The organism is Mesorhizobium sp. L-8-3 (assembly GCF_016756615.1).
Taxonomy (GTDB): Bacteria; Pseudomonadota; Alphaproteobacteria; order Rhizobiales; family Rhizobiaceae.
The window spans coordinates 575921-597085 of sequence record NZ_AP023262.1 but is presented as its reverse complement, the minus strand read 5'-3'; the positions used below and the strand labels follow the sequence as shown (position 1 = coordinate 597085).

Sequence of the window (21165 nt, the reverse complement as noted above, 5' to 3'; positions counted from 1 at the left end):
GACGAAAGGAGGATCGCCTTGGCTGAGCTTGTCGCCACCCTGGCTTCGACCCATCACCCGTTCTACCTGCGGGCGACCACCATGCCGCCCGAACAACAGATCCCGCAGGCGCCAGAATGGAAGCGCAAGGTCGAGGCCTATCGCGAGACGCTTGCCCGTACCGCGCCGGATATCCTGGTGATGGTGGGTTCGGACCACTTCCATCAGATCTTCCTCGACAACTATCCGCAGTTCCTCATCGGCAAGGCGGAGCGCTACGACGCGACGTTCTGGAACGAGGAGCGCGAGTTCGGCATCCCGAAATACCGGCTCGAGGGCGACGTCGACATGTCGCGCTTCATGCATCGTCACCTGATGGACCAGGGGTTCGACTTCGCATTCTCCAACGAGCTGAAGATCGACCATTCGATCATCTGCCCGATCATCACCGTGCGCCCGGACAATGATCTGCCCGTGGTGCCGATCTACACCAACATCTTCGCCCCACCGCTGCCCTCGCCGAAACGGTTTTATGACCTCGGCCGCGCGATCAGGAAGGCGATCGACGACTATCCCTCCGACAAGCGCATCGCCGCCATCGGCACCGGGCATCTGTCGCTGGAACTCGGAGGCCCGCGCCAGTTCATGGAAACCGGGCCCGATCCGGAATTCGACCGCCAGGCCATCGAATGGCTCCGCAATGGCGATATCGACGCCATATTGGCGAACGTCACCCATGAGAGCATGGCCAAGAGCGGCAACGCCACCCACGGCTTCCTGAACTTCATCCTGATGCTGGGCGTCGCCGGACCCGAGAGGGCCGACTATGTCGACAATCTCGACCTCTTCCACACGATGGAAGCCTATCTCACCTGGTACCCCCGGGCCGGGATAGAGGAGCGCGCGGCATGAGCAGATATTACGTCGACAAGTTCCTGTTCCAGGTCGATCGCAATCCCGATTTCCTCGAGCGCTACGCCGAGGATCCGAAGAATTTCGTCGCGACATGGGAGCAGTCGATCGGGCCGCGCCTCAACGAGGTCGAGCTGTCGACCGTGCATGGCTTCACGGACGAAGAGCGCAAGGCGCTCGAGGAGCACGATTTCGTCGCGCTCTTCGAGATGGGCGCGCATTTCTTCCTCAACCTCACGCTTTTCATCGGCATCTACGACGAACCCTACATGAAGGAGAAAGGCCCGCTCGCCTTCCAGCGCCACTTCGCACAGCGGCTGCAGCATTGGCGCGGCAAGGAGTACCCGACCGTGGAGACGTGACGGGGCATTTTTCCAACGGTCGATATCGACCGTTGGAGCGCGCGACCGCGCGCCGCGCCGTTGGCGCGAAAGCCAAGCGGCCCGGATGGGCCGCGCCGGCGATTGAGGCCACTGGAATGAGGCGGCGCAGCCGCCGACAGACACTTCGATTTTCTTTGGGAGGAGAAATCATGTGCAGATTTTGTGCTGAAGGGCGCCCCGGCATGCATTTCGGCCCCGCGGGCGAAGCATCCGCTGCCGCGCAGGGCGGCAAACCAGCGGCGGGCGTCATGCCGTCATGGTCCGGGCAGGACGGGCGCAAGCTTCTCATCCGCGGCGGCCATGTCCTGTCGATGGATCCTGAAGTGGGCGATTTCGCGGGTGGCGACGTCCTGGTCTCGGGCAAACGCATCGAGGCGGTCGGCACCGGCCTGGAAGCAGGCGATGCGGTGGTGGTTGATGCGACTGATATGATCGTCATCCCCGGCTTCGTCGATACGCATCACCACCAGTTCGAGACCGCGCTGCGCGGTTTCCTGGCGGACTGCATCCTGATCAACGACGGCCAGCCGCACAGCCTCTACAATTATTACGAGCACATGCTGCAGAAGTTCTCCGTCGTCTACCGCCCGCAGGACGTCTACATCAACGAGCTGTTCGGATCGCTGTCGCAGATCGACGCCGGCGTGACGACCGTCATGGACGTCTCGCAGATCCACCATTCGCCCGAACATTCCGACGCGGCCGTAGAGGCGCTGCGCGACGCCGGCCGCCGCGCCGTCTTCGGCTACTTCGAAGGCTGGGGCGACCGCGCGAAATACCCTGAGGATGCGCGCCGTCTGAGAGAGCAGTATTTCTCATCCGACGACCAGTTGCTCAGCATGGTCATGGGCGGCGAGATCTATATTCCCGGCCACGAGAAAGCCTGGGCGATCGGTCGCGAGCTCGGCCTGCCGATCGCGCTGCATGTGGTCGGCACCTTCGGAATGCGCCCGACCTTCGACGAATTGGCCACGTCGGGCCAGTTCGGTCCCGACAACATCTTCATCCACATGACCGGCATGTCGGACCTGGCATGGAAGACGGCCGCCGATGCCGGGTCGCACGTGTCGCTGTCGGTGCCGATCGAGATGACGATGCGCCACGGCATGCCCCCAATCCAGAAGGCGCTCGACCTCGGCATGCAGCCTTCTCTCTCGACGGATGTGGAATGCACCATGACCGCCGATCCCTTCACCCAGATGCGCTCGGCCATGACGCTGCAGCGCGCCTTCATCAACGAGGAGGCGCTCGGCGGCAGGACCGACTGCGCCGCGATGGTCACGTCGCGCGACGTGCTGCGCTTCGCGACGCTGGAAGGTGCCAAAGGCCTGAAGCTTGACCGCAGGACCGGCAGCCTGACGCCCGGCAAGGAAGCCGATATCGTGCTGCTCGACGCCTCGGCGATCAATGTCGCGCCGCTGAACCACGCCACCGGCGCGGTGGTGACCCTGATGGAGCGCTCGAATGTCGACACCGTGATGGTGGCGGGCAGGATCCGGAAGTGGCGCGGCAGTCTGGTTGATGTCGATCTGCCGAAGCTGCGCGCCGAACTGGAAGCAAGCCGCGACCATCTGTTCGAGGCCTCCGGCATCGACCGTGACGTGTTCAGGAACTAAAGCAATTCCAGCAAAAGTGCGCAGCGGTTTTGCGTCCGGAATTGCGTGAGACAAGCTCAATTCCAGCAAAAGTGCGCAGCGGTTTTGCGTCCGGAATTGCGCAACAAAGGAGGATACCGAAACATGTTCGCCGGCTTGCCGCTCTTCCCGACCTCTCTCGTCGGCTCCTACGCCCAGCCTGAATGGCTGATCGACCGCAAGAAGCTCGCGGGGCGCTTCCCGCCCCGTGTGCGGGCAAGGGAACTCTGGCGCGTCGCGCCGGAGTTCCTTGACGAGGCACAGGACGACGCGACGCTGCTTGCGATCCGCGACCAGGAGCGGGCGGGCCTCGATGTCATCACCGACGGCGAAATGCGGCGCGAGAGCTATTCCAACCGCTTCGCCACCGCGTTGGAGGGCGTCGACATCGACAATCCCGGCACCGCGCTCGACCGCTCCGGGCATCCGAACCCGGTGCCGCGCGTGGTGGGCAAGGTGAAGCGCAGGCACGCAGTGGAAGCGCGCGACGTGCGGTTCCTGCGCGCCAATACCGACCGCACGATCAAGATCACCGTTCCCGGCCCTTTCACCATGTCGCAGCAGGCGCAGAACGATTTCTACGAGAGCGACGAGGAATTGGCCGTCGACTACGCCGCCGCGGTAAACGAGGAGATCAGGGATCTTTTCGCGGCCGGCGCCGACATCGTCCAGATCGACGAGCCCTATATGCAGGCCCGGCCCGAGAAAGCCCGGCAATACGGCCTGAAGGCACTGGCACGCGCGCTGGACGGCATAGAGGGCGAGACGGCGCTGCACATCTGCTTCGGCTATGCCGCGATCATCCACGAGCGGCCGAGCGGCTACAGCTTCCTGCCGGAACTGGCCGACACGGCGGTCAAGGCGGTCTCGATCGAAACCGCCCAGTCCAATCTGGACTGCTCTGTGCTGGCGAAGCTCGCCGGAAAGACGATCATCCTCGGCGTGCTCGACCTGTCGACGCACGAAGTCGAGACGCCCGAGATCGTCGCCGGCCGTATCCGCCGGGCGCTGCCCCATGTTGCACCCGAGAAACTGATGATCGCGCCCGACTGCGGCCTGAAATACCTGCCGCGCGCCGTCGCCTTCGGCAAGATGAAGGCGATGGCCGAGGGTGCCGCGATCGTTCGCGCCGAGCAGGGGGGTTCGAGCTAAAGCACGTCTCCCGAAACCGGTACCCACGTTCGGAAGACATGCATTAGATTAGGCATGCTGCCGTTAAGTATAACTGGCCTGGCTAGATCAATCAGGTAATTTACGTCGCGGAAGGCGCTCGGTATTCTGCGATATGCGCAGACTGCTGTTCGTGATATTGACCGTCCTGTCGATCAGCATCTGGAGTGCGTTCTCGGGCTTGGCGCAGTTCAACCCGGAGAGTTTGCTTCGCCAGGGGCTCGAGACCATTCTGAATGAAGCGGCAAGGCCCTCGGAGCCGCCGGTCGGCAGAACGCCGGGTGCCCATGCAAGGCCTGTGCGTCCGGCGCAAGGCAGTAGCAGCCAGGTGGCCGAGGTGCAGGCGCTTCTGACCCGGCTGGGCTATTCCCCCGGTGCCATAGACGGCAGGATGGGCTCGAAAACGCGCCGCGCGATCGCCGATTTCCAGCGAGATGCGGGCATGGCGATCACCGGTAGAGCAGACCGCGCTCTCCTGACGGCGCTTCGTGCGCTTCAGCCGACCGGTACTGCACGCCTTCCTGCATCGTCGGCGGATTCCGCAGCATCGGCTGCTTCCAGCTCCCTTGGGAGCCTGCAATCGGCCGGAGCCGGTTCTTTTGCCATCCTTCCCGGTTATGACCTCCCCTACGGCGACTACCGGTCAGGAATGTCCGAGCCGGCCCTCAGGGACATCCCGGCTGCTCGATGCCAGCAACTTTGCGCCGATGACGACCGCTGCCAGGCATTCACCTACAACGCGCAAGCACGTGTCTGCATACTGAAGGACTCGGTACCGCAGCGCGTGCGGTTCGCCGCTGCTGTCTCCGGCATCAAGCAAGCCGCCGCGGATGGCGTCAGGACGAGCCCGGCCTTAGCGCAGATCTCCCAATCCGGCATCCCGACCCTGAACGGGCGCCTGCTCGTCCGCGGACGCGGACCGCAGAACATTCTCTCCGACGGGGCGGTTACGGAGTTCGGCCGGATGACCGCGCGTCTGGCGCTCAGCCAGTTCCCCGACATGTTCGAGGATGAGAATTTCGCATTCGCCTCGCTTCTCCATCTGGATGCCGGGACACAGCGCCGGATCGTCGCGTCCGCGGGCCTTGCCGCCGACAAGGTCATGGGAGTTCGATACAGATATTGGCAAGGATTGGACGAGTTCGAGAGGCGGGCTCTGCTGCAGTCAATACGGGCGGAGGTTCCGCCGATCGTGGCACTTGAGCCGCATTTCCCTCCCGGTCCTGATCCTTTGCACAGTATCGCTCGGCGAGTACGATTTCGAGCATCAGCACTTCCCGCTCGAGCATCCCGGCGGAGACTGCGACTCCGTCGATATAAGGGGGTTCGATCTCGGCGATATGTCGGTCGCGGCACCGGTGGTCACCGCCTATTTGCCGGAACACGTTTCGGTACCTCTGGACCAGGCACGGGGATACAAGCGCAGCATCATGGGCCCTCAGGGAAACGAATACCCCATGCTCGGCATCGAAGCACGGATCGTGGCATTGAGGGAAAAGAAATCGGACAGCAATATCCGGCGGCTCGAATACGGCATTGAGGTCGAAGGAACACTGCTGTTTCGGCACAACGACCTTTCGCAGCCCATCGGGAGGCTTCCGCTGATCGCAATCCCGTCTGTGGACACGGTCGGCACGGCGCCGACCGGACCGGTGCCGGTCGACTGGGACACGGTCAGTCTACTGCTGCTTTCCGGCAGCGCGGTGGACATTGACGATATCGACTTCGCCGCTTGGGCGCGCCAGCGCGCCTATCGCGAGTCATCGGGCCACCCGGACCCCTGGACGCCGTTTTTCCGCGAGCAGATCGCAGACGATCTGGCTTCCGGTGCCCAGCCGGAACCGGAGCTGCTCGCCAACTTCGTCGAATGGAATCGGGCGCGGGCGAATGCGCTGCCGGAGACGCTGACCGTCAACACTCAGACGGCGACGCTCGACTGGTTGCTCGAGCGCAAGAGTCCTGCGGAGGGTGCGCGGATTTTCCCGGAGCCATCCGACAACTCGGCATTTGCCGCCGTCATGCCGCGGTTGAACCTTCCTCCGGAGCAATTGTTCGTGCCGGGCCAGCACGATTTTTCGGCAGGCCTCGCAGGCCTGGGTGCGGCGGAGGTCGTCTTTGCACTTCCGGCGGCCCGGGATCAGTTCACCGTCAAGATCGACCCGGATGCCAAGACCGGCGGGGACTATCTCGATGTCCATGTCGATCTCAGGGTGCGCGACATCCGCATCGACACGGATGAAAACCAGTCTCCGTTGGCGGCGCTCTATGTCGAGCCGGTCAAGGCGCGCGTTACGGCGCGTGCACTGGGCGGAGCCGAGATCGCTTCCGCGACGTTTGATAGCAGGCATCCCGACACAGAGGTTTCCGATATCGTAGCGGCAGCGCCGGGCAGCGCGCCTTCCGGAGCGTCCGTGTCCCGTTCGGCAGCGGCTTTTCCCTTCAACGCGGAGGCGATGGATCTGCTTCAACTTCGCTATCTGCCGGACACAGTCGACGACCGCATGATCGAGCTGATGATGATCGCCCGCCACGACTACGAAGCCACCATGGCGAAGCTTGGCGAAGTGCCGGTCGGCGCCTGGTTCTTCCGCGATCCGTCGAAGCCGCTCGATGGGGCCGAGCGGACGAAGCGCCTGGCCAGCTTCCGGGAATGGTCGCAAAAGCGCGCCGGTTCGTTGCCTGAAAGACTGACGCTCACTCTGGAATTGCGGAACGGCGTCGCGCCCTTCGAACACCCGCACGGAGGCCCGCACGCGATAGAGTGCCAGAGTGCAGACGCCAGGTCCGATGCGCAGATGGCAACGCAAGGCTCGCTCACAGAGAAGGACGCGATGGCCGCGAAGCTGTGTGCTTACCTCGATGCGGCCTGGTCGGCTCCCGAGCCTGTCCTTTTTGACGAGGGCGTCTCTGAGGGCCGCGGCCTTCGCTACGATTGCGGTGGGGAGCGGTACTGCCCCGAACATGCGGTTTATGCCTCCAATGTGCGGCAGGAACTCGGTCTCCCTCCTCCCAATGATCTGGTGAGGCTCGACCGGCTTCCAGCGCTCGACGAGGCGACCCGGAAGCTCGAGGGCGAACTCGTCCTCGAAATCGACGTCGCTCCGACCGGCGTGATTCCGCTTACGGCCCGGCCGCACACCATCTGGCGGGGAGCCAACCGCCGCGCCAGTCCCTTCGATGACGAGCATGGGCTGGGTATCGTCATGGAACCCGACGAAACTCCGCTTTCCGGCCGCTGGTTGATGGTCGAGGCGAAAGCGATTGCCGCCCGGGTGGTTAACAGCGAGACGGGCGCGACGGTCGCCGAGCCACCGCTTGCCGCGCCGGGCCCCTTGCCTGAGGCGCTGCTCGAAACATCGGGCTCGAATGTTCGGAACCTCGATGTCCTGGGCATAAGGCTTGGCATGTCCTTCGAGGACGCCGAGCGGCTCATTCGAGAGCATATGGAAGTCGGGCGAGTATTCAAGGCGGACCGGGCGGGGCAGATCGGCCTGGCGAGTGGAAACCTCGAGCCCTACAGTTCCGGACACCTCTTCGTCTCCCGGTCCGAGAACGAAGCGATCGCCATTTTCGATGAGCCGCCGGCGGCGCCTGGCGTGGTCCTGGGAGTGTGGAGAAGGCTCCGCCTTCCCAAGGGCTCGGTAGACCCGACAGCCCTCAAAGCGACGCTCACGGAGCGCTATGGAGCCCCAAACGCGATCGAGGAGGTCTACCCGACTGGAACAAGCGACAAGGGCGTCGTTTTTCTCTGGCGGGACGTCAAGCACGAACGACAGGATTGCGGGCAGCTCAGCCAGCACGCGGAAAGCGGTCGTTGGTGGCGCGACGAGGCCGGAGCGCCCGCCCAGCCGCCGTCGTTTCTGAGGCACTACCCGGTTCTAGGCAGTGCATACCACTTCGCGTCGGCGGTTGATGGAGAGGACAAGCCTCTTTCAGACTTCTGCCCTCCGATCCTCGGGGTCTGGTATGCGACCTACCCGGTGTTGCCCGGATCGGAAGGCATGGGCCAGTTCACGACCGGCGCCGATCCGCAGGTCCCACAGATCAAGCAGTGGGCCGAACAGGTCGCCAAGGTTGCCGAACAGATGGAAGCGGACCGAGCCAGATCGGAAAGCATGGCCGACGAGATCATGACCTGGCTCAACGACCAGCGCGGCTACGCCAGGCTCTTTTTCGAAAGCCGGAGGGCCGCATCGGCGCAGCCCGCTGTGCCGGCAAATGCAATGCCCCAGGTCAAGTTCTGAGAACCGGATGTGGGAGCATCGAACCAGATGGTCTCGTGCCATCAAGGGCTTCGGGTGCCGGGCAGTGCATTGATGGCGACGGCACCGGGCGGGCGTCCGAAACTCTTCACGTCGGCGCGCTGAACGTCAGGGCCATCTTTGATTGAGGGGCCAGTAAGAGCCCGGCATCCGCTGGCACGCTGAATGGCTACCTTGATTGTCGAGGAGGCCGTATGCCATTCGACGCGCCAGCTCATTCGTGCTGAGGTGAGCAAGTCCACGGCGATGTCGATCAGCGCCGACTTCGAGATGGTGCCTGACGTTGCGGCGGCCTCGACGATTGCTCCCGCCTTGCAAAAGGCGCCGCGGCACCCGGCCACCGCGCATTGAGCGGACGGGCGCGGACCAGTAGCACAGCGCGCCGTCGAAGGGCTAAGATCTGGTTTTCTCAAGCGGCGAACTGGTGCGCCTTCGACATATCCTCGATCTCCTTCGGCACCACGTTGCGGTACCTGCCGCTGTCGGCCGGCACGATTTCGATCATGCGGTCGATCATCTCCGTCGGGTCCATCTTGCCTTCCGGCGTGGCGAAGAAATCGTCGAATCCCCTGCGCAGGTCTATCCGGGGAAGACATATAGCGTTGTCGATTGGCCACGCGGCGGGAAGGTCGGGCGCGCCGATGCCGTCCTCGTCGCGTCGGCGAGATGCTGCGGCCGCCCGATCCGGAAGCGGCTACGCGTCAAGCATGTCCTCGAGCAGGATCGGCAGTCTCCGGATGCGCTTGCCGGTGGCGTGGAAGACCGCGTTCGCGATCGCCGGCGCCATGCCGACGAGAGCGATCTCGCCGAGTCCCTTGACCCCGAGCGGATTGACGTGCGGATCGACCTCGTCGACGAACCGAACCTCGATCTCAGCTATGTCGAGGTTCACCGGCATGAGGTAGTCGGCCATGTGGGCATTGACCGGCCGGCCGTCCCGACGATCGAGCACCGTCCTTTCCATGAGGGCCATGCCGATGCCGCCGATCATGCCCCCGGTGCACTGGCTCCTGGCCAGCAACGGGTTGACGATGCGGCCGGCGCCATAGACGCCGAGCGCACGGCGCACCCGGATCGTCCCGACGTCAGGGTCGATCGCGACCTCGGCGAAGACGGCCCCGAAGGCGTGCATGGAGAAACGGCCGGCGATTTCGGCGTCGCGCTGGGTCGAGGCGGTCGCTTCCAGCGGTCGCTCGTCTGCGGGTCGCTTCTCGGCTTCCCTGAGCACCGAAATGCAGGCTGCCTGGATCGCGGAGCCGACCGACGCCATGGTCCATGAACCTCCATGCGAGGGAGCCGGCGGAAAGTCCGAGCGGCCGAGGCTGAACCGCACCTTGTCGAGGGGCAGTCCCAGCGTTTCCGCCGCCACTTGCGTCATCGAGGTGTAGGTTCCCGGCCCCATGTCGCTGGCGGCGACCTCCACCTCGGCGCTGCCGTCTGCCAGCAGGCGGACACGCGCGCTCGACGGCGCCTGATAGGCCGGGTAGGTGGCCGAGGCCGCCCCTATCCCGATCAGCAGGCGGCCATCGCGCATCGAACGCGGCTTCGGCGTGCGCTGTGACCAGCCGAACCGCTCGGCTCCAACGTCGTAGCATTTCAGAAGCGATCGGCTGGAGAACGGTCTGTTCTCGTCCTCGTCGATTTCGGGCTCGTTCCGGCGGCGCAACTCTATCGGGTCGATATCGAGCTTATAGGAGAGCTCGTCGAGCGCCGATTCGAGGGCGAAGACGCCGCTCGCCTCGCCCGGGCCGCGCATGTAGACCGGGGTGCCCGTGTCCAGCGGGGCCAGCCGATAGCGCGTCGTCACGTTCGGACACGAGATCATGTAGCTCGAACTGTTGACCAACGCCTCGACGAATTGCTCGTACCGGCTGGTCTCCCCGGTTCCGTCGTGGATCAGGCTGGTGAGCTTGCCGTCCTCCGTTGCCCCGATCGACACATGCTGCAGGGTGCGCGGACGGTGGCCGGTTGCGAAGAACATCTGTCTGCGGGTGAGGACGAGCTTGACAGGACGCCGCGTCACGCGCGCGGCCATCGCAGCCAGGGTGACGTGCGACCACGTGCGCAGGCTGGTGCCGAACGCGCCGCCGACGAACGGGCAGATCACCTGCACATTCTCCACCGGGATCCCGAAAATTGCGGCGATCTCGGCCTGCTCGTTGACGACGTATTGGCTCTTGCTCCACAGGGTCAGCCTGTCGCCCTGCCAGGCCGCGACGGTCGCGTGAGGTTCCATCGGATTGTGGTTCTCTCGCGCGATGTCGTAGGCGGCCGTGAGCTTCACGGGCGCGTTTGCGTAGGCGGTTTCGGCATCGCCGCGGCTGCGGTCCGAGCTGATCTCCGGAACGATAGCCCGCGCTTCCGGGTCGGCGATGTCGATGACCGGGCGTCGCGCCTCGTAGGTGATGCGGAGCGCGGCCGCCGCGCGCTCGGCATTGTCGAGGGTGTCCGCCACGACGAGCGCGACCGGTTGGCCGCGGAAACGGACTGCGTCATCCTGCAGGACGTGAAGACGTTCGCCGGACTTGGGATCGATCGATCCCTTGTGCGGCCGATAGGCCAGCTTCGGTGCGTTGAGATGGCTGAGGACCGAGACGACGCCAGGCATCTTCGCGACTGCTGCGTGGTCGATCGCGGTGATGCGGCCGAGGCCGACGGTGGCGTTGACGATTACGGCGTAGGCCTGGTCGGGCTGGTTGAATTCGGCGGCGTAGCGCGCGCGGCCCGTAACCTTGTCCCGCCCGTCCACGCGTGTGACAGGCTTGCCGATGACGTGGGTTGTCATGCGATCTCTCCCGCCATTTCGAGCGCGCGGACGATGGTCCGGGGCAGCAACTCGACCTTGTAATGGTTGCCAGACAGGGGGCGTGCACCCGCGAGCGCGGTATGCGCGACCGCTTCGAGGGTAGCGCGTTCGAAGGGCTTGCCGGTCAGGGCCTGCTCGGCGGTCCGCAGGCGCCAGGGCCTCGTGCCCGCCCCGCCGACGGCAAGACGCACCTGACGGATCACCCCGCCGTCGAGATCGAGCACGGCGGCTGCCGCGATCAGCGCGAACTCGTAGGAGGCGCGGTCCCGGACCTTGAGATAACGGGCTCTCCGGCTGTAGGGAAGGCCGGGAACGCGTATCTCGACAATCAGTTCGCCCGGGAGCAGCGTATGCTCGAGATGCGGTGTGTCGCCCGGCAGGCGGAACAGTTCCTCCACCGGGAAGGTTCGTTCGCCCTGCGGTCCCCGCACCCGCATGGTCGCATCGAGCGCGACGAGCGCGACCGCGACGTCGGACGGATGCGTGGCAACGCAGTGGTCGCTCGTGCCGAGGATCGCATGGCCGACATTGAGCCCGTCGATCGCAGAGCAGCCGGAGCCGGGAGTCCGCTTGTTGCAGGGAGCATCCAGCATCCGGAAGTATGGACAACGGACCCGCTGCAGCAGGTTGCCGCCCATCGACGCCATGTTCCGAAGCTGGGGCGACGCGCCTTCGACGAGGGACTCCGCGATCACCGGATGGAGGCGCAGCGTGTCGGGATGGGCAGCCACGTCGGACATTCGGGCCAGCGCCCCGATCACCAGATCGGAGCCCTCGGCGCGGATCTGCCGGAACGGGAGCGCATTGATGTCGATCAGGCGCTCGGGTCGCTCGACCTCCTCGCGCATCAGGTCGATGAGCGTAGTGCCGCCGGCAATGTAGCGCCCGCCTGCTGCAGCCGCTTGGATCGCGTCCTGCGCGGAGCCAACACTGGTGATCTTGAAGGGCATCATGATCAGGCCCTCCCGGCAGCGTCGGCGACCGCTGCCACGATGCCCGGATAGGCGCCGCAACGGCATATGTTGCCGCTCATCCAGAATTGGATCTCCTCGGCCGAACCGGTGTGACCCTCGGCGATACACCCGACGCCGGACATTATCTGGCCCGGCGTGCAGTAGCCGCACTGGAAGCCTTCATGCTTGATGAAGGCTTCCTGCAGCGGATGCAGTTCGCCATTCGCCTCGAGGCCTTCGATCGTCGTGATGTCCGCAGCGTCATACATGGCTGCCAGGGTGAGGCAGGAGACGATGCGTTTGCCGTCGACCAGGATGGTGCATGCGCCGCAGGCGCCCTGATTGCAGCCCTTCTTGGTACCGGTGAGGTCGAGCTTCTCGCGCAGCACATCGAGCAAGGATTGCCTGGGATCGATGTTCAGGTGCTGCTGCTGACCGTTGACCTTGAAACTCACCGGCACGGTTGCTGACACCGCGACGGTCTCGGCCATCGCCGCGTTGTCTATCAGCGTTGGAATGACCGAGACTGAAGCCGTGGCACCGGCAAGCGTAAGGACGTCGCGCCGGGACATGTCGGTCGGGGTAACCGGTCGGGTCGCATGGGTCATATCTGACTTGTCACTCATAGTCGCTCCCTCTAAGCTAATCGAGCTGACCTACGCCGTTACTAGGGGCAGCGAAGTCCTGGGGCCGCGACATGCGGCAACCGAATCTGGTGCCGTTCAGACCCGGGATGTTTCGCAGGACCCGAACAAGCGGTGTATCCGGTTGGACGTCGACGTCCCGCGCCGATGATCCTGACGATCATCGCCGAGCGATTGACGAACTCATTGGCCGAGAGAAGCTTAGGTGCGTTGCAGTGGAAATCAAATTCGGATTTCACGCGCCCCTATTACCAAATCTTATACCGGGCGACCATGAACATCCGCCAGATCGAAGCATTCAGAGCGATCATGATATCCGGCTCGGCCTCACGCGCGGCTGAATCCATGGGAATCACGCAACCTGCTGTAAGTCGGTTGGTTTCGGAGCTCGAGAAGACCATCGGGTTTCCTCTGTTCGACAGGACGCGTGGGCGATTGGAGCCGACGCCGCAGTGCCGCCTGTTTTACACCGATGTCGAGCGTACATTTGTCGGTCTGGAAGTGCTGAAGCACACAGCTTCCCAGATCCGCGAGCGGGGACCGGGAATTGTCCGGATCGCGAACATGCCGGGCATCGGTCTGCCGATCGTGTCGCGGGCGGTCACGGCGTTCCGTCAGATGCATCCTGAAGTTTCCGTCGCTGCGCAGTTGATGTCTACCGCGGAAGTCTGGACGGCAGTGGCAACCGGCCAGGTCGACATTGGCGTGGCTCCAAAGGAAACGGATATCGTGGGGATCGAGTATCAGCCGTTTTCAGGCGACGCTGCCATGTGCGCCATGTCGCCTCGACATAGGCTGGCAAGCAAGGACGTCATTACGCCGGCCGACCTTCACGAGGTCGAGTATGTTGCCCACACGCCGGCTGCAAGGCTGAGGCGTGCGTTGGCAGATCTTATGGAAGCGGAGGGTTACAAATTCAACGTCATCGCTGAATCTCCCATGTGCATGACCCTCCTGTCGATAATCAGCGCAGGCGTTGGGGTCGGCCTTGTGAACCCGATGTCCGTTGAAGGCCTGGGCAACATCGATCTGGTGCTTCGCCCGTTCAGGCCTGTCATGCCTTGCAATTTCTTCCTCGGCTATCGCGCCGATTCCAGGCAATCGCGATTTGTGCGCTCGATGGCAACGTGCTTGCTGGATGCCAGGCCTCAGACCGCCGCCTATCCGCGAAGCGATCAGTCCAGTGGAGGAACACGAAGCGCCCGCATGGCGGCTGCCGGCAGCCGCGAGGATCGTGACACTGGCGATGGTCAGGTCCTCGGGCTCAGCTCCAGCCGCTGACGCGACTTTCTTCGATGATCCGTCGGCCGCGGCCCCTTCGCTGTCGAGTCCAGCCGTAGAACGACGTGCATTGCCGGGCGCGGCGTGTATCCGGCATGGCGCCGGCCGGTTTCCGCTCCGGCCCGTCGGCGCTCGGCAGCGGCATCAGCCTTGCATTTCGCTGGTTCGGCTCACATCGGCCGACTGCTCGCATCGTCCTTCTACGCCAGCCCGTCGGGCGTCGTCCTTGCCGGCGCCCTCGACGATTGCCCCGCCTTGCGCCAGATCAAAGCCGCCACCGCTTCATCCTTCGTAGGTAAGGTCAGGTTTGCGTCGCCGGAGGCTTCGGTTGCTGTCTCTGGAGGAGGGGGCGCGACCCTTGCCATGTTCTTCTGCGTGCTCCGCCACGACGCGTCGCGATCGACCGGTCCATCATCGTTAGCCGTAACGCCGACGCATCACTTCTTGCTGACCCACCGCTGTTTCGATTGACTTTCTCCGCCCGCTCGCCGAATTTCCGACGCAGAGCTTCACTTTCGGAAGTATTGCGCTTGGACCATTGCTTTGCTGCGGCGGGCGCCGACCGTACCATTCGAGATAGCCGTTGGCCGCCGACCCGCCCTCGCACGCAACTTGCAAGCTTCGTGAAGGGAACCCCTCATCCGACCGCGCTTCGCGCGGCCACCTTCTCCCACAAGGGGAGAAGGGAACGCTGCGGCAATGCTTCCGCCAGTCGCCGACGTTGGCGATCTGCAGTGGCGGCAATGCAAAGCTCCGGCCTTCTCCCCTTGTGGGAGAAGGTGGCCGCGCGAAGCGCGGTCGGATGAGGGGTAACTTGGGCGCAGCGTTGCCCAAGCGGCCACGCGCGTCCATCCTGTAAAAATCCAGTATTTTACAGGACGCGCTCCCTCGGATCCGTCCTTCCACCCCCCGTCGGAGCCGACTGCAGCACGTTGCTCGGCGGCACGTCGGGGCTGTTCTCGGCCCGGTCCCTGTAGAGCGCTGCGCGGCCGAGCAGCATCAGCGTCACCGGCGTGGTGACGGTGACGAAGATGCCGATCAGGATCTCGTGCAGGACCGGGCGGCTCTCCAGCACGGTGAAGAAGATCATCGAGGCCATGACGATCGCGGCCGTGCCCCAGCTTGCGCCGAGCGTCGGCGCATGGATGCGGTCGTAGAACGAGCGCAGGCGCAGGAGACCGATGCAGCCGAGCAGCGTCAGGCCGGAGCCCAGTGCGAGAAAGGCGGCGACCAGGATCGCCGCCCAGGCGGGAAGCTGGGCGGCGTGGCTCATTCGATCACCTCGCCGCGCATCAGGAACTTGGCGAGCGCCACGGTCGCGACGAAGCCCAGGATGCCGATGACGAGCGACGCCTCGAAATAGGCCGTGTTGCCGGTGCGGATGCCGAAGACGAGCAGCAGCAGCATCGAGTTGAGATAAAGGGCATCGAGGCCCAGGACGCGGTCCTGCGCCCTCGGCCCGCGCAGCATGCGCAGGAGGGCCAGCGCCATGGCGAGCGCCAGCGCGACCTGCGCGAAGGTGACGGCCCACAGGAGGATGGTGGCGCTCATTCGAAGATCTCCAGCAGCAGGCGCTCGTAGCGGTCCCGGATCAGCGTGCGCCAGGCGTCTTCGTCGACCAGGTCGAAGACATGGAGCAGCAGCGTGCCGCGGGCCACGTTGTAGTCCAGCCAGGCCGTGCCGGGCGTGCTCGTGACGATGATGCCGAGGACCGCGAGCCCCATCGGGCTGCGCAGCTCCAGCGGAATGGTCAGGAAGCCGGACACGCGGCGCTGGTTGCCCTCGCGGAGGATCAGCCGGGCAACGGCGATGTTCGAGCGGATGATGTCGTAGAGCACGATCGCGACGAGCCCGGGCAGCAGGCTCCAGCGCCTGATGCGCGGCTTGGCGGGGTGGAGCGCGGCCATGCCCTGCGCGGCCAGGAGCGCCACCACGGTCCCGGCGATGAGCTGGCCGGGCGAGAAGCTCGTCAAGAGCAGCCACATCACGATCAGGGAGAGGATCAGCAGCGGGTAGGGGAACAACTTCGTCATGGCGTCCTTTCCCGCGGCGCCGCGCGCGGCGCTTCCATCACGCCTTCCACGTAAGCGGGCGCGCGCAGGCCCGCGGCGGTCGCCTCCATGAAGCGCATGGTCGGCCCTGCCTGCAAGGTCAGCGCCAGCGTCAGGGCGAGCAGCGCCGCGACCGGCGCCAGCTCGATCACCTGCACGCGTGGCGTCTGCGCTTCGACCGGCGCCCAGAAGGCGCGGATGCCGGCGCGGCTCATGGCGATCAGCGCCGACAGGCCCGACAGGATGATCAGCGCCACGAGCCACCACGAGGCCGCGGGGATGGCCGCATCCTGCCCGAGCCCGCCGGGGTTGAGCATGGCCGAAAGCATCGCGAACTTGGCGATGAAGCCCGACAGCGGAGGCAGGCCGGCAAGCAGGACGCCGCAGGCGGCGAAGCTGATGCCGAGTGCGGCGATCGTGCCGGGGAAGGCGACGCCGACCTCCTCATCCTCTTCTTCGGGTTCGTCGCCGTCGCCATAGGCTTCCATCGTCACCGCCAGCACGTTGGCGGCGGCGTCCTGGCCTCGCTCGACGAGCTCGATCAGCAGGAAGAAGGCGCCGATCGTCAGCGTCGAGCTGACCAGATAGAACAGCGCGCCGGCCGTCACGCCGGCCTGCGACAGGCCGATCGCGGCGAGCAGGGTCCCCGACGAGACCAGGATCGAGAAGCCGGCGAGCCGGCCCAGCGCCTGCGAGGCCAGGACCCCGAGCATGCCGAAGGTGATCGTGGCCATGCCGCCGAAGAGCAGCACGTCGGCGCCGAAACCGGCCGACGCCCCGGCCCCTTCGCCGAAGAACAGCCGTGACAGGCGCAGCAGCGTGTAGATGCCGACCTTGCTCAATATGGCGAAGACGGCGGCCACCGGCGCGGCCGCAGCCGTATAGGCGGTGGGCAGCCAGAAGCTCAGCGGCCAGATGCCGGCCTTCATCAGGAAGGCGACGCCGAGCACGGCCGCGCCCGCTTCCAGCATCATCCGGTTCCCGGCCGCGACTTCGGGGATCCTGAGCGCCAGGTCCGCCATGTTGAGCGTTCCGGTCACGCCGTAGATCAGCGCCACGCCGATCAGGAAGAGCAGCGAGGCGGCGAGATTCATCGCGATATAGTGCAGCCCCGCCCTCACGCGGAACGGTCCCGAGCCGTGCAGGACCAGCCCGTAGGAGGCGGCCAGCATCACTTCGAAAAAGACGAAGAGATTGAAGAGGTCGCCTGTCAGGAAGGCGCCGTTCAAGCCCATCAGCAGGAACAGGAAGAGCGTGTGGAAATGCGGGCCCGCCTTGTGCCAGCGGGCAAGCGAGAAGATCAGCGCCGGAATGGCCAGCACCGCCGTCAGCGCCAGCATCATCGCCGACAGACGGTCGAGCACCAGGGCGATGGCGAAGGGCGGCGGCCAGTTGCCGAGCAGATAGACCGCGATGCGCCCGTCGCCTGCATGGGCGATGCGCAGGAGGGCAATCGCGACTGCGAGCAAAGCGAGCGTCGCCGCCACGGAAATCGTCGCCTTCAGGCGCCGTTCGCGGTCGTCGAAGAACAGCAGCAGCGCGCCTGCGATCAGAGGGATGAGGATCGGCGCGATGACGAGATGCTGGGGAGCCAAGCTCATCTTTCAGGCTCCTTGCCGTCGACATGGTCGGTCCCGGTCAGGCCGCGCGAGGCCAGCAGCACGACCAGGAACAGGGCCGTCGTCGCGAAGGAGATCACGATCGCGGTCAGCACCAGGGCCTGCGGCACGGGATCGGCAAATGCGGACGGATCGACCGGCTTGCCCCCCTCGACCAGTGGCGGCGCGTTCGACCAGAGCCTGCCCATGCCGAGGATGAACAGGTTGACGGCATAGGAGAGCAAGGCGAGCCCGATGATCACCTGATAGGTGCGCGGGCGCAGAAGCAGCCACACGCCGGATCCGACCAGAACCCCGATGCCCAGCGAAAGAACAAGCTCCATCAGACGGGCTCCTCTTCCTTCGCCGCCTCGACGCGCACGCGGTGGCTGCGCAGCGACTGGTGGGCGATCGCGATCAGCATCAGCACGACCGCGCCGACCACGAGCGAGAAGACGCCGAGGTCGAAGAGCAAGGCGCTCGCCATCGGCATCTTGCCGATGCCGGGCAGTTCCAGGTAGCGGAAATAGGAGGTCAGGAAGGGATAGCCGAACAGCCACGCGCCGAGTCCGGTGAGGGCCGACAGCATCAGGCCGACGCCGATCCAGCGCACGGGCAGGATGCGCAGCCGGTCCTCGACCCAGAGCGTGCCGCCGGCCAGATATTGCAGCAGGAAGCCGATGGACATGATGACGCCGGCCGCGAAGCCGCCGCCCGGCAGATCGTGCCCGCGCAGGAAGACGTAAGCGGCGAGCGTGATGATGACGGGGAACATCCACTGCATGATCACCGACGGCACCATCAGATATTCGCGAAGCGTTTCGCCCATCTCGCGATCCGGCTCGGCGTCGTCATACTGGTTCTGCACGCGCTGCTGCTCGGGCATGTCGACGCTGTCGGCGGCGGGGCGGAAGCGGCGCAGCAGCGCGAAGACGGTGAGCGCGACGATGGCGAGCACGGTGATTTCGCCCATCGTGTCGAAGCCGCGGAAATCGACGAGGATGACGTTGACCACATTGGTGCCGCCGCCCTCGGGATAGGCCCGCTCGAGGAAGTAGTCGCCGATCGTCTCGACGACGGGCGTCGTCATCATCACGTAGGAGACCAGCGCCATGCCGGCGCCGCTGACGATGGCGAGGATGGCGTCGCGGTAGCGGCGCAGCCTTCCCCATATGCTCACCACCGTGTCCACTTCCTCCAGCCGCTTCGGCAGCCAGCGCAGTCCGAGCAGGATGAGGATCGTGGTGACGATCTCGACGACCAGCTGGGTGACGGCGAGGTCGGGCGCCGACAGCCAGACGAAGGTGATGCAGGTGACGAGCCCGGCGCCGCCGATCAGGATCAGCGCCGCCAGCCTGTGGTATTTGGCCAGCACCGCCGCGCCGACGGCGCAGACGATGCCCACGGCCCAAACCAGGGCGAAGACGGGATCGAAGCCGTCGAGATCAGGCATCCTGATCGTCAGGCCGCCGCGAAGGATCGGCAGCAGCGCGGCCACGAAGGCAATCGCCACCAGCACGCGCAGCTGCGGTTGCAGCCGGCGGGTGCCGAGATGCGTCTCCACCCAGCGCGCCCAGCGCCAGGACACAGTCACCAGGATGCGGTCGAAGATTCGCTGACCCTTGAGGCCGCGCAGTCCGGGCGGATCCGGCTCGCATTGCGCGAGATAGCGCCTGAGCACGATGTAAAGCGCCAGCCCGCCCACCGTGGCGATCAGGCTCATGATCAGGGGCGTATTGAAGCCGTGCCATACTGCCAGGCTGTAGTACGGCGTGCGGTCGCCCAGCACCGAAACGACGGCGATGTGCAGATAGGGGCCGATCGCCAGACCCGGAATCATACCGACGACCAGGCAGGCGAGCACCAGGAGCTCGATCGGCAAACGCATCCAGCGCGGCGGCTCGTGCGGCTCGCGCGGCAGGTCGACGGACTTGGGCCCGAAGAAGACGGCATGGATGAAACGTATGGAATAGGTCACGGCGAAGGCGCCGGCGAGGGTCGCCACATAAGGCTGCAAGGTGTCGAGCAGGGAGGCGCGGTGCGTCTCGATCGTCTCGGCGAAGAACATCTCCTTGGACAGGAACCCGTTCAGGAGGGGCACGCCGGCCATGGCCGCGGCGGCCACCATGGCAAGCGTGGCGGTGATCGGCATGGAGCTGAACAGGCCGTTCAGCTTGCGCATGTCGCGCGTTCCCGCCTCGTGGTCGATGATGCCGGCAGCCATGAACAGAGAGGCCTTGAAGGTCGCGTGGTTCATCATGTGGAAGATGGCGGCCACGGCGCCGAGCGGGCTGCCGAGACTGAGCAGCATGGTGATCAGGCCGAGATGGCTGATCGTGGAATAGGCCAGCAATCCCTTGAGGTCCTGCTGGAAGATCGCGAAATAGGCGCCGACCAGCAGCGTGCTCATGCCGGCGAAGCCGAGAACGAAGAACCATTCGTCGGTTCCCGACATCACCGGCCAGAACCTGGCGAGCAGGAAGACGCCGGCCTTCACCATGGTCGCCGAATGCAGATAGGCCGAGGCGGGCGTCGGCGCGGTCATGGCATTGGGCAGCCAGAAGTGGAACGGGAACTGCGCGCTCTTGGTCAACGCGCCGAGGAAGATCAGCAACAGCGCCGGCGTGTAGAGCGCATGCTCGCGGATGCGCTCTCCGGCAGCCAGCACCGCATCGAGATCGTAGCTCCCCACGATATGGCCGACGAGAATGAGGCCGATCAGCAGGCAGAAGCCGCCGACGCCGGTGATCGTCAGCGCCATGCGCGCGCCGTCGCGGGCCGACGCGTTGTGGTACCAATAACCGACCAGCAGGAAGGAAAAGATGCTGGTCAGTTCCCAGAAGATGGAGAGCAGGATCAGATTGCCCGAGATCACCACGCCCAGCATCGAGCCCATGAAGGCGAGCAGGAACGAGAAGAAGCGCGGCACCGGGTCCTTCGGCGACATGTAATAGCGCGCATAGACCATGACCAGGAAGCCGATGCCGGTGACGAGCAGCGAGAACAGCCAGGCGAAGCCGTCCATCCGCAGCGTGGCGCTCAGCCCGAGCTCGGGCAGCCAGGCGATCTCCCTGCGCACCACGGTTCCGGTCGCGATGGTCGGATAAAGCAGAATCGCCGATGCGAAAGCGAGCGCCGAGACCGCTGCCGAAAGCCAGGCCTCGGCGTTGCGCGCATTGGCCGGCAGCATCGCGGCGAAGGCGCTTCCCAGGAAAGGCAGGAAGATCAGCAGCAGGAGGAGGTTCGCATCGGTCATGCTTCGCTTGGGCGATCCGTTCTATGTATGGGTGTGATGCGGCAGCGGGAAGAATATCCTCGGCGCAACGTGCGTCATGTGCTGCCGTGGTTGCCCCCGCGCAAGCCATTGACCAATAATGGCAATTGACGCCGATGTCAGCGCGGCATTCGAGTCGCGCCCATCACATCGGCATCAAAGCTTGGTGGGCGACGCTCGTCAACCGAAAGCGAGTTAACCGGTTCGCATGCGCGCGT

General features: G+C 65.0%; 18 protein-coding genes. 8 read left to right on the top strand and 10 right to left on the bottom strand.

The features are described 5' to 3' along the window. The first annotated feature begins 18 nt into the window (after window positions 1–18). The 7 genes from JN302_RS02760 to JN302_RS02730 all read left to right on the top strand — a co-directional run bounded on the left by JN302_RS02760 (window position 19) and on the right by JN302_RS02730 (window position 8691). A complete protein-coding gene (locus JN302_RS02760) occupies window positions 19–891 on the top strand; it encodes a DODA-type extradiol aromatic ring-opening family dioxygenase (RefSeq protein WP_202309995.1) in 873 nt (290 codons plus the stop codon). Continuing rightward, on the top strand, window positions 888–1253 hold the full coding sequence (locus tag JN302_RS02755) for a hypothetical protein (RefSeq protein WP_202309994.1): 366 nt from the start codon (window positions 888–890) through the stop codon (window positions 1251–1253). The genes JN302_RS02760 and JN302_RS02755 overlap by 4 nt, the downstream gene beginning before the upstream one ends. Window positions 1254–1423: 170 nt before the next feature. After that, window positions 1424–2890, top strand: coding sequence for an amidohydrolase family protein (locus tag JN302_RS02750; RefSeq protein ID WP_244846170.1), 1467 nt, complete (start codon window positions 1424–1426; stop codon window positions 2888–2890). A 123-nt stretch (window positions 2891–3013) separates the two neighbouring features. Then, window positions 3014–4060 (top strand): uroporphyrinogen decarboxylase family protein, encoded by a 1047-nt coding sequence (locus JN302_RS02745; protein WP_202331603.1) that lies wholly within the window; start codon window positions 3014–3016, stop codon window positions 4058–4060. 133 nt (window positions 4061–4193) lie between these two features. After that, window positions 4194–5618 carry a peptidoglycan-binding protein gene (locus JN302_RS02740; RefSeq protein ID WP_202331601.1) on the top strand — a complete coding sequence of 475 codons (1425 nt, stop codon included), beginning with the start codon at window positions 4194–4196 and terminating at the stop codon, window positions 5616–5618. Then, window positions 5536–8322 carry a hypothetical protein gene (locus JN302_RS02735; RefSeq protein WP_202331599.1) on the top strand — a complete coding sequence of 929 codons (2787 nt, stop codon included), beginning with the start codon at window positions 5536–5538 and terminating at the stop codon, window positions 8320–8322. The genes JN302_RS02740 and JN302_RS02735 overlap by 83 nt, the downstream gene beginning before the upstream one ends. Window positions 8323–8514: 192 nt before the next feature. Beyond that, window positions 8515–8691, top strand: coding sequence for a hypothetical protein (locus JN302_RS02730; RefSeq protein ID WP_202331597.1), 177 nt, complete (start codon window positions 8515–8517; stop codon window positions 8689–8691). Window positions 8692–8749: 58 nt separating this feature from the next. Here the strand turns inward: JN302_RS02730 and JN302_RS39530 are convergent, their stop codons facing one another. From JN302_RS39530 to JN302_RS02710, 4 genes are all read right to left on the bottom strand, one after another. Then, entirely contained in the window at window positions 8750–8872 is a 123-nt protein-coding gene (locus JN302_RS39530) for a hypothetical protein (RefSeq protein ID WP_274609249.1), read from the bottom strand. Between the two features lie 162 nt (window positions 8873–9034). Continuing rightward, window positions 9035–11125 (bottom strand): xanthine dehydrogenase family protein molybdopterin-binding subunit, encoded by a 2091-nt coding sequence (locus JN302_RS02720; protein WP_202331595.1) that lies wholly within the window; start codon window positions 11123–11125, stop codon window positions 9035–9037. Beyond that, window positions 11122–12099, bottom strand: coding sequence for an FAD binding domain-containing protein (locus JN302_RS02715; RefSeq protein WP_202331593.1), 978 nt, complete (start codon window positions 12097–12099; stop codon window positions 11122–11124). The genes JN302_RS02720 and JN302_RS02715 overlap by 4 nt, the downstream gene beginning before the upstream one ends. 2 nt (window positions 12100–12101) lie before the next feature. Continuing rightward, window positions 12102–12590 carry a (2Fe-2S)-binding protein gene (locus JN302_RS02710; RefSeq protein WP_244743452.1) on the bottom strand — a complete coding sequence of 163 codons (489 nt, stop codon included), beginning with the start codon at window positions 12588–12590 and terminating at the stop codon, window positions 12102–12104. Window positions 12591–12890: 300 nt separating this feature from the next. On the opposite strand from JN302_RS02710, the gene JN302_RS02705 reads away from it, so the two are divergent. Next, entirely contained in the window at window positions 12891–14024 is a 1134-nt protein-coding gene (locus JN302_RS02705) for a LysR family transcriptional regulator (protein ID WP_202331591.1), read from the top strand. 871 nt (window positions 14025–14895) lie between these two features. Here the strand turns inward: JN302_RS02705 and mnhG are convergent. The 6 genes from mnhG to JN302_RS02675 are packed head-to-tail and all read right to left on the bottom strand — an operon-like array spanning window position 14896 to window position 20929. Continuing rightward, window positions 14896–15297: a monovalent cation/H(+) antiporter subunit G gene (gene mnhG, locus JN302_RS02700; RefSeq protein ID WP_202309987.1), complete on the bottom strand. Its 402-nt coding sequence runs from the start codon at window positions 15295–15297 to the stop codon at window positions 14896–14898. Further along, window positions 15294–15575 carry a K+/H+ antiporter subunit F gene (locus tag JN302_RS02695; protein ID WP_202309986.1) on the bottom strand — a complete coding sequence of 94 codons (282 nt, stop codon included), beginning with the start codon at window positions 15573–15575 and terminating at the stop codon, window positions 15294–15296. Before JN302_RS02695 ends, mnhG begins: the two co-directional genes overlap by 4 nt. Further along, window positions 15572–16057 (bottom strand): Na+/H+ antiporter subunit E, encoded by a 486-nt coding sequence (locus JN302_RS02690; protein ID WP_202309985.1) that lies wholly within the window; start codon window positions 16055–16057, stop codon window positions 15572–15574. Before JN302_RS02690 ends, JN302_RS02695 begins: the two co-directional genes overlap by 4 nt. After that, window positions 16054–17676, bottom strand: a complete 1623-nt coding sequence (locus tag JN302_RS02685) for a monovalent cation/H+ antiporter subunit D (protein WP_202331589.1) — start codon at window positions 17674–17676, stop codon at window positions 16054–16056. The genes JN302_RS02690 and JN302_RS02685 overlap by 4 nt, the downstream gene beginning before the upstream one ends. Continuing rightward, window positions 17673–18017, bottom strand: a complete 345-nt coding sequence (locus JN302_RS02680) for a Na+/H+ antiporter subunit C (RefSeq protein ID WP_202309983.1) — start codon at window positions 18015–18017, stop codon at window positions 17673–17675. The genes JN302_RS02685 and JN302_RS02680 overlap by 4 nt, the downstream gene beginning before the upstream one ends. Then, entirely contained in the window at window positions 18017–20929 is a 2913-nt protein-coding gene (locus tag JN302_RS02675; protein ID WP_202331588.1) for a monovalent cation/H+ antiporter subunit A, read from the bottom strand. The genes JN302_RS02680 and JN302_RS02675 overlap by 1 nt, the downstream gene beginning before the upstream one ends. Between the last annotated feature and the right edge of the window lie 236 nt (window positions 20930–21165).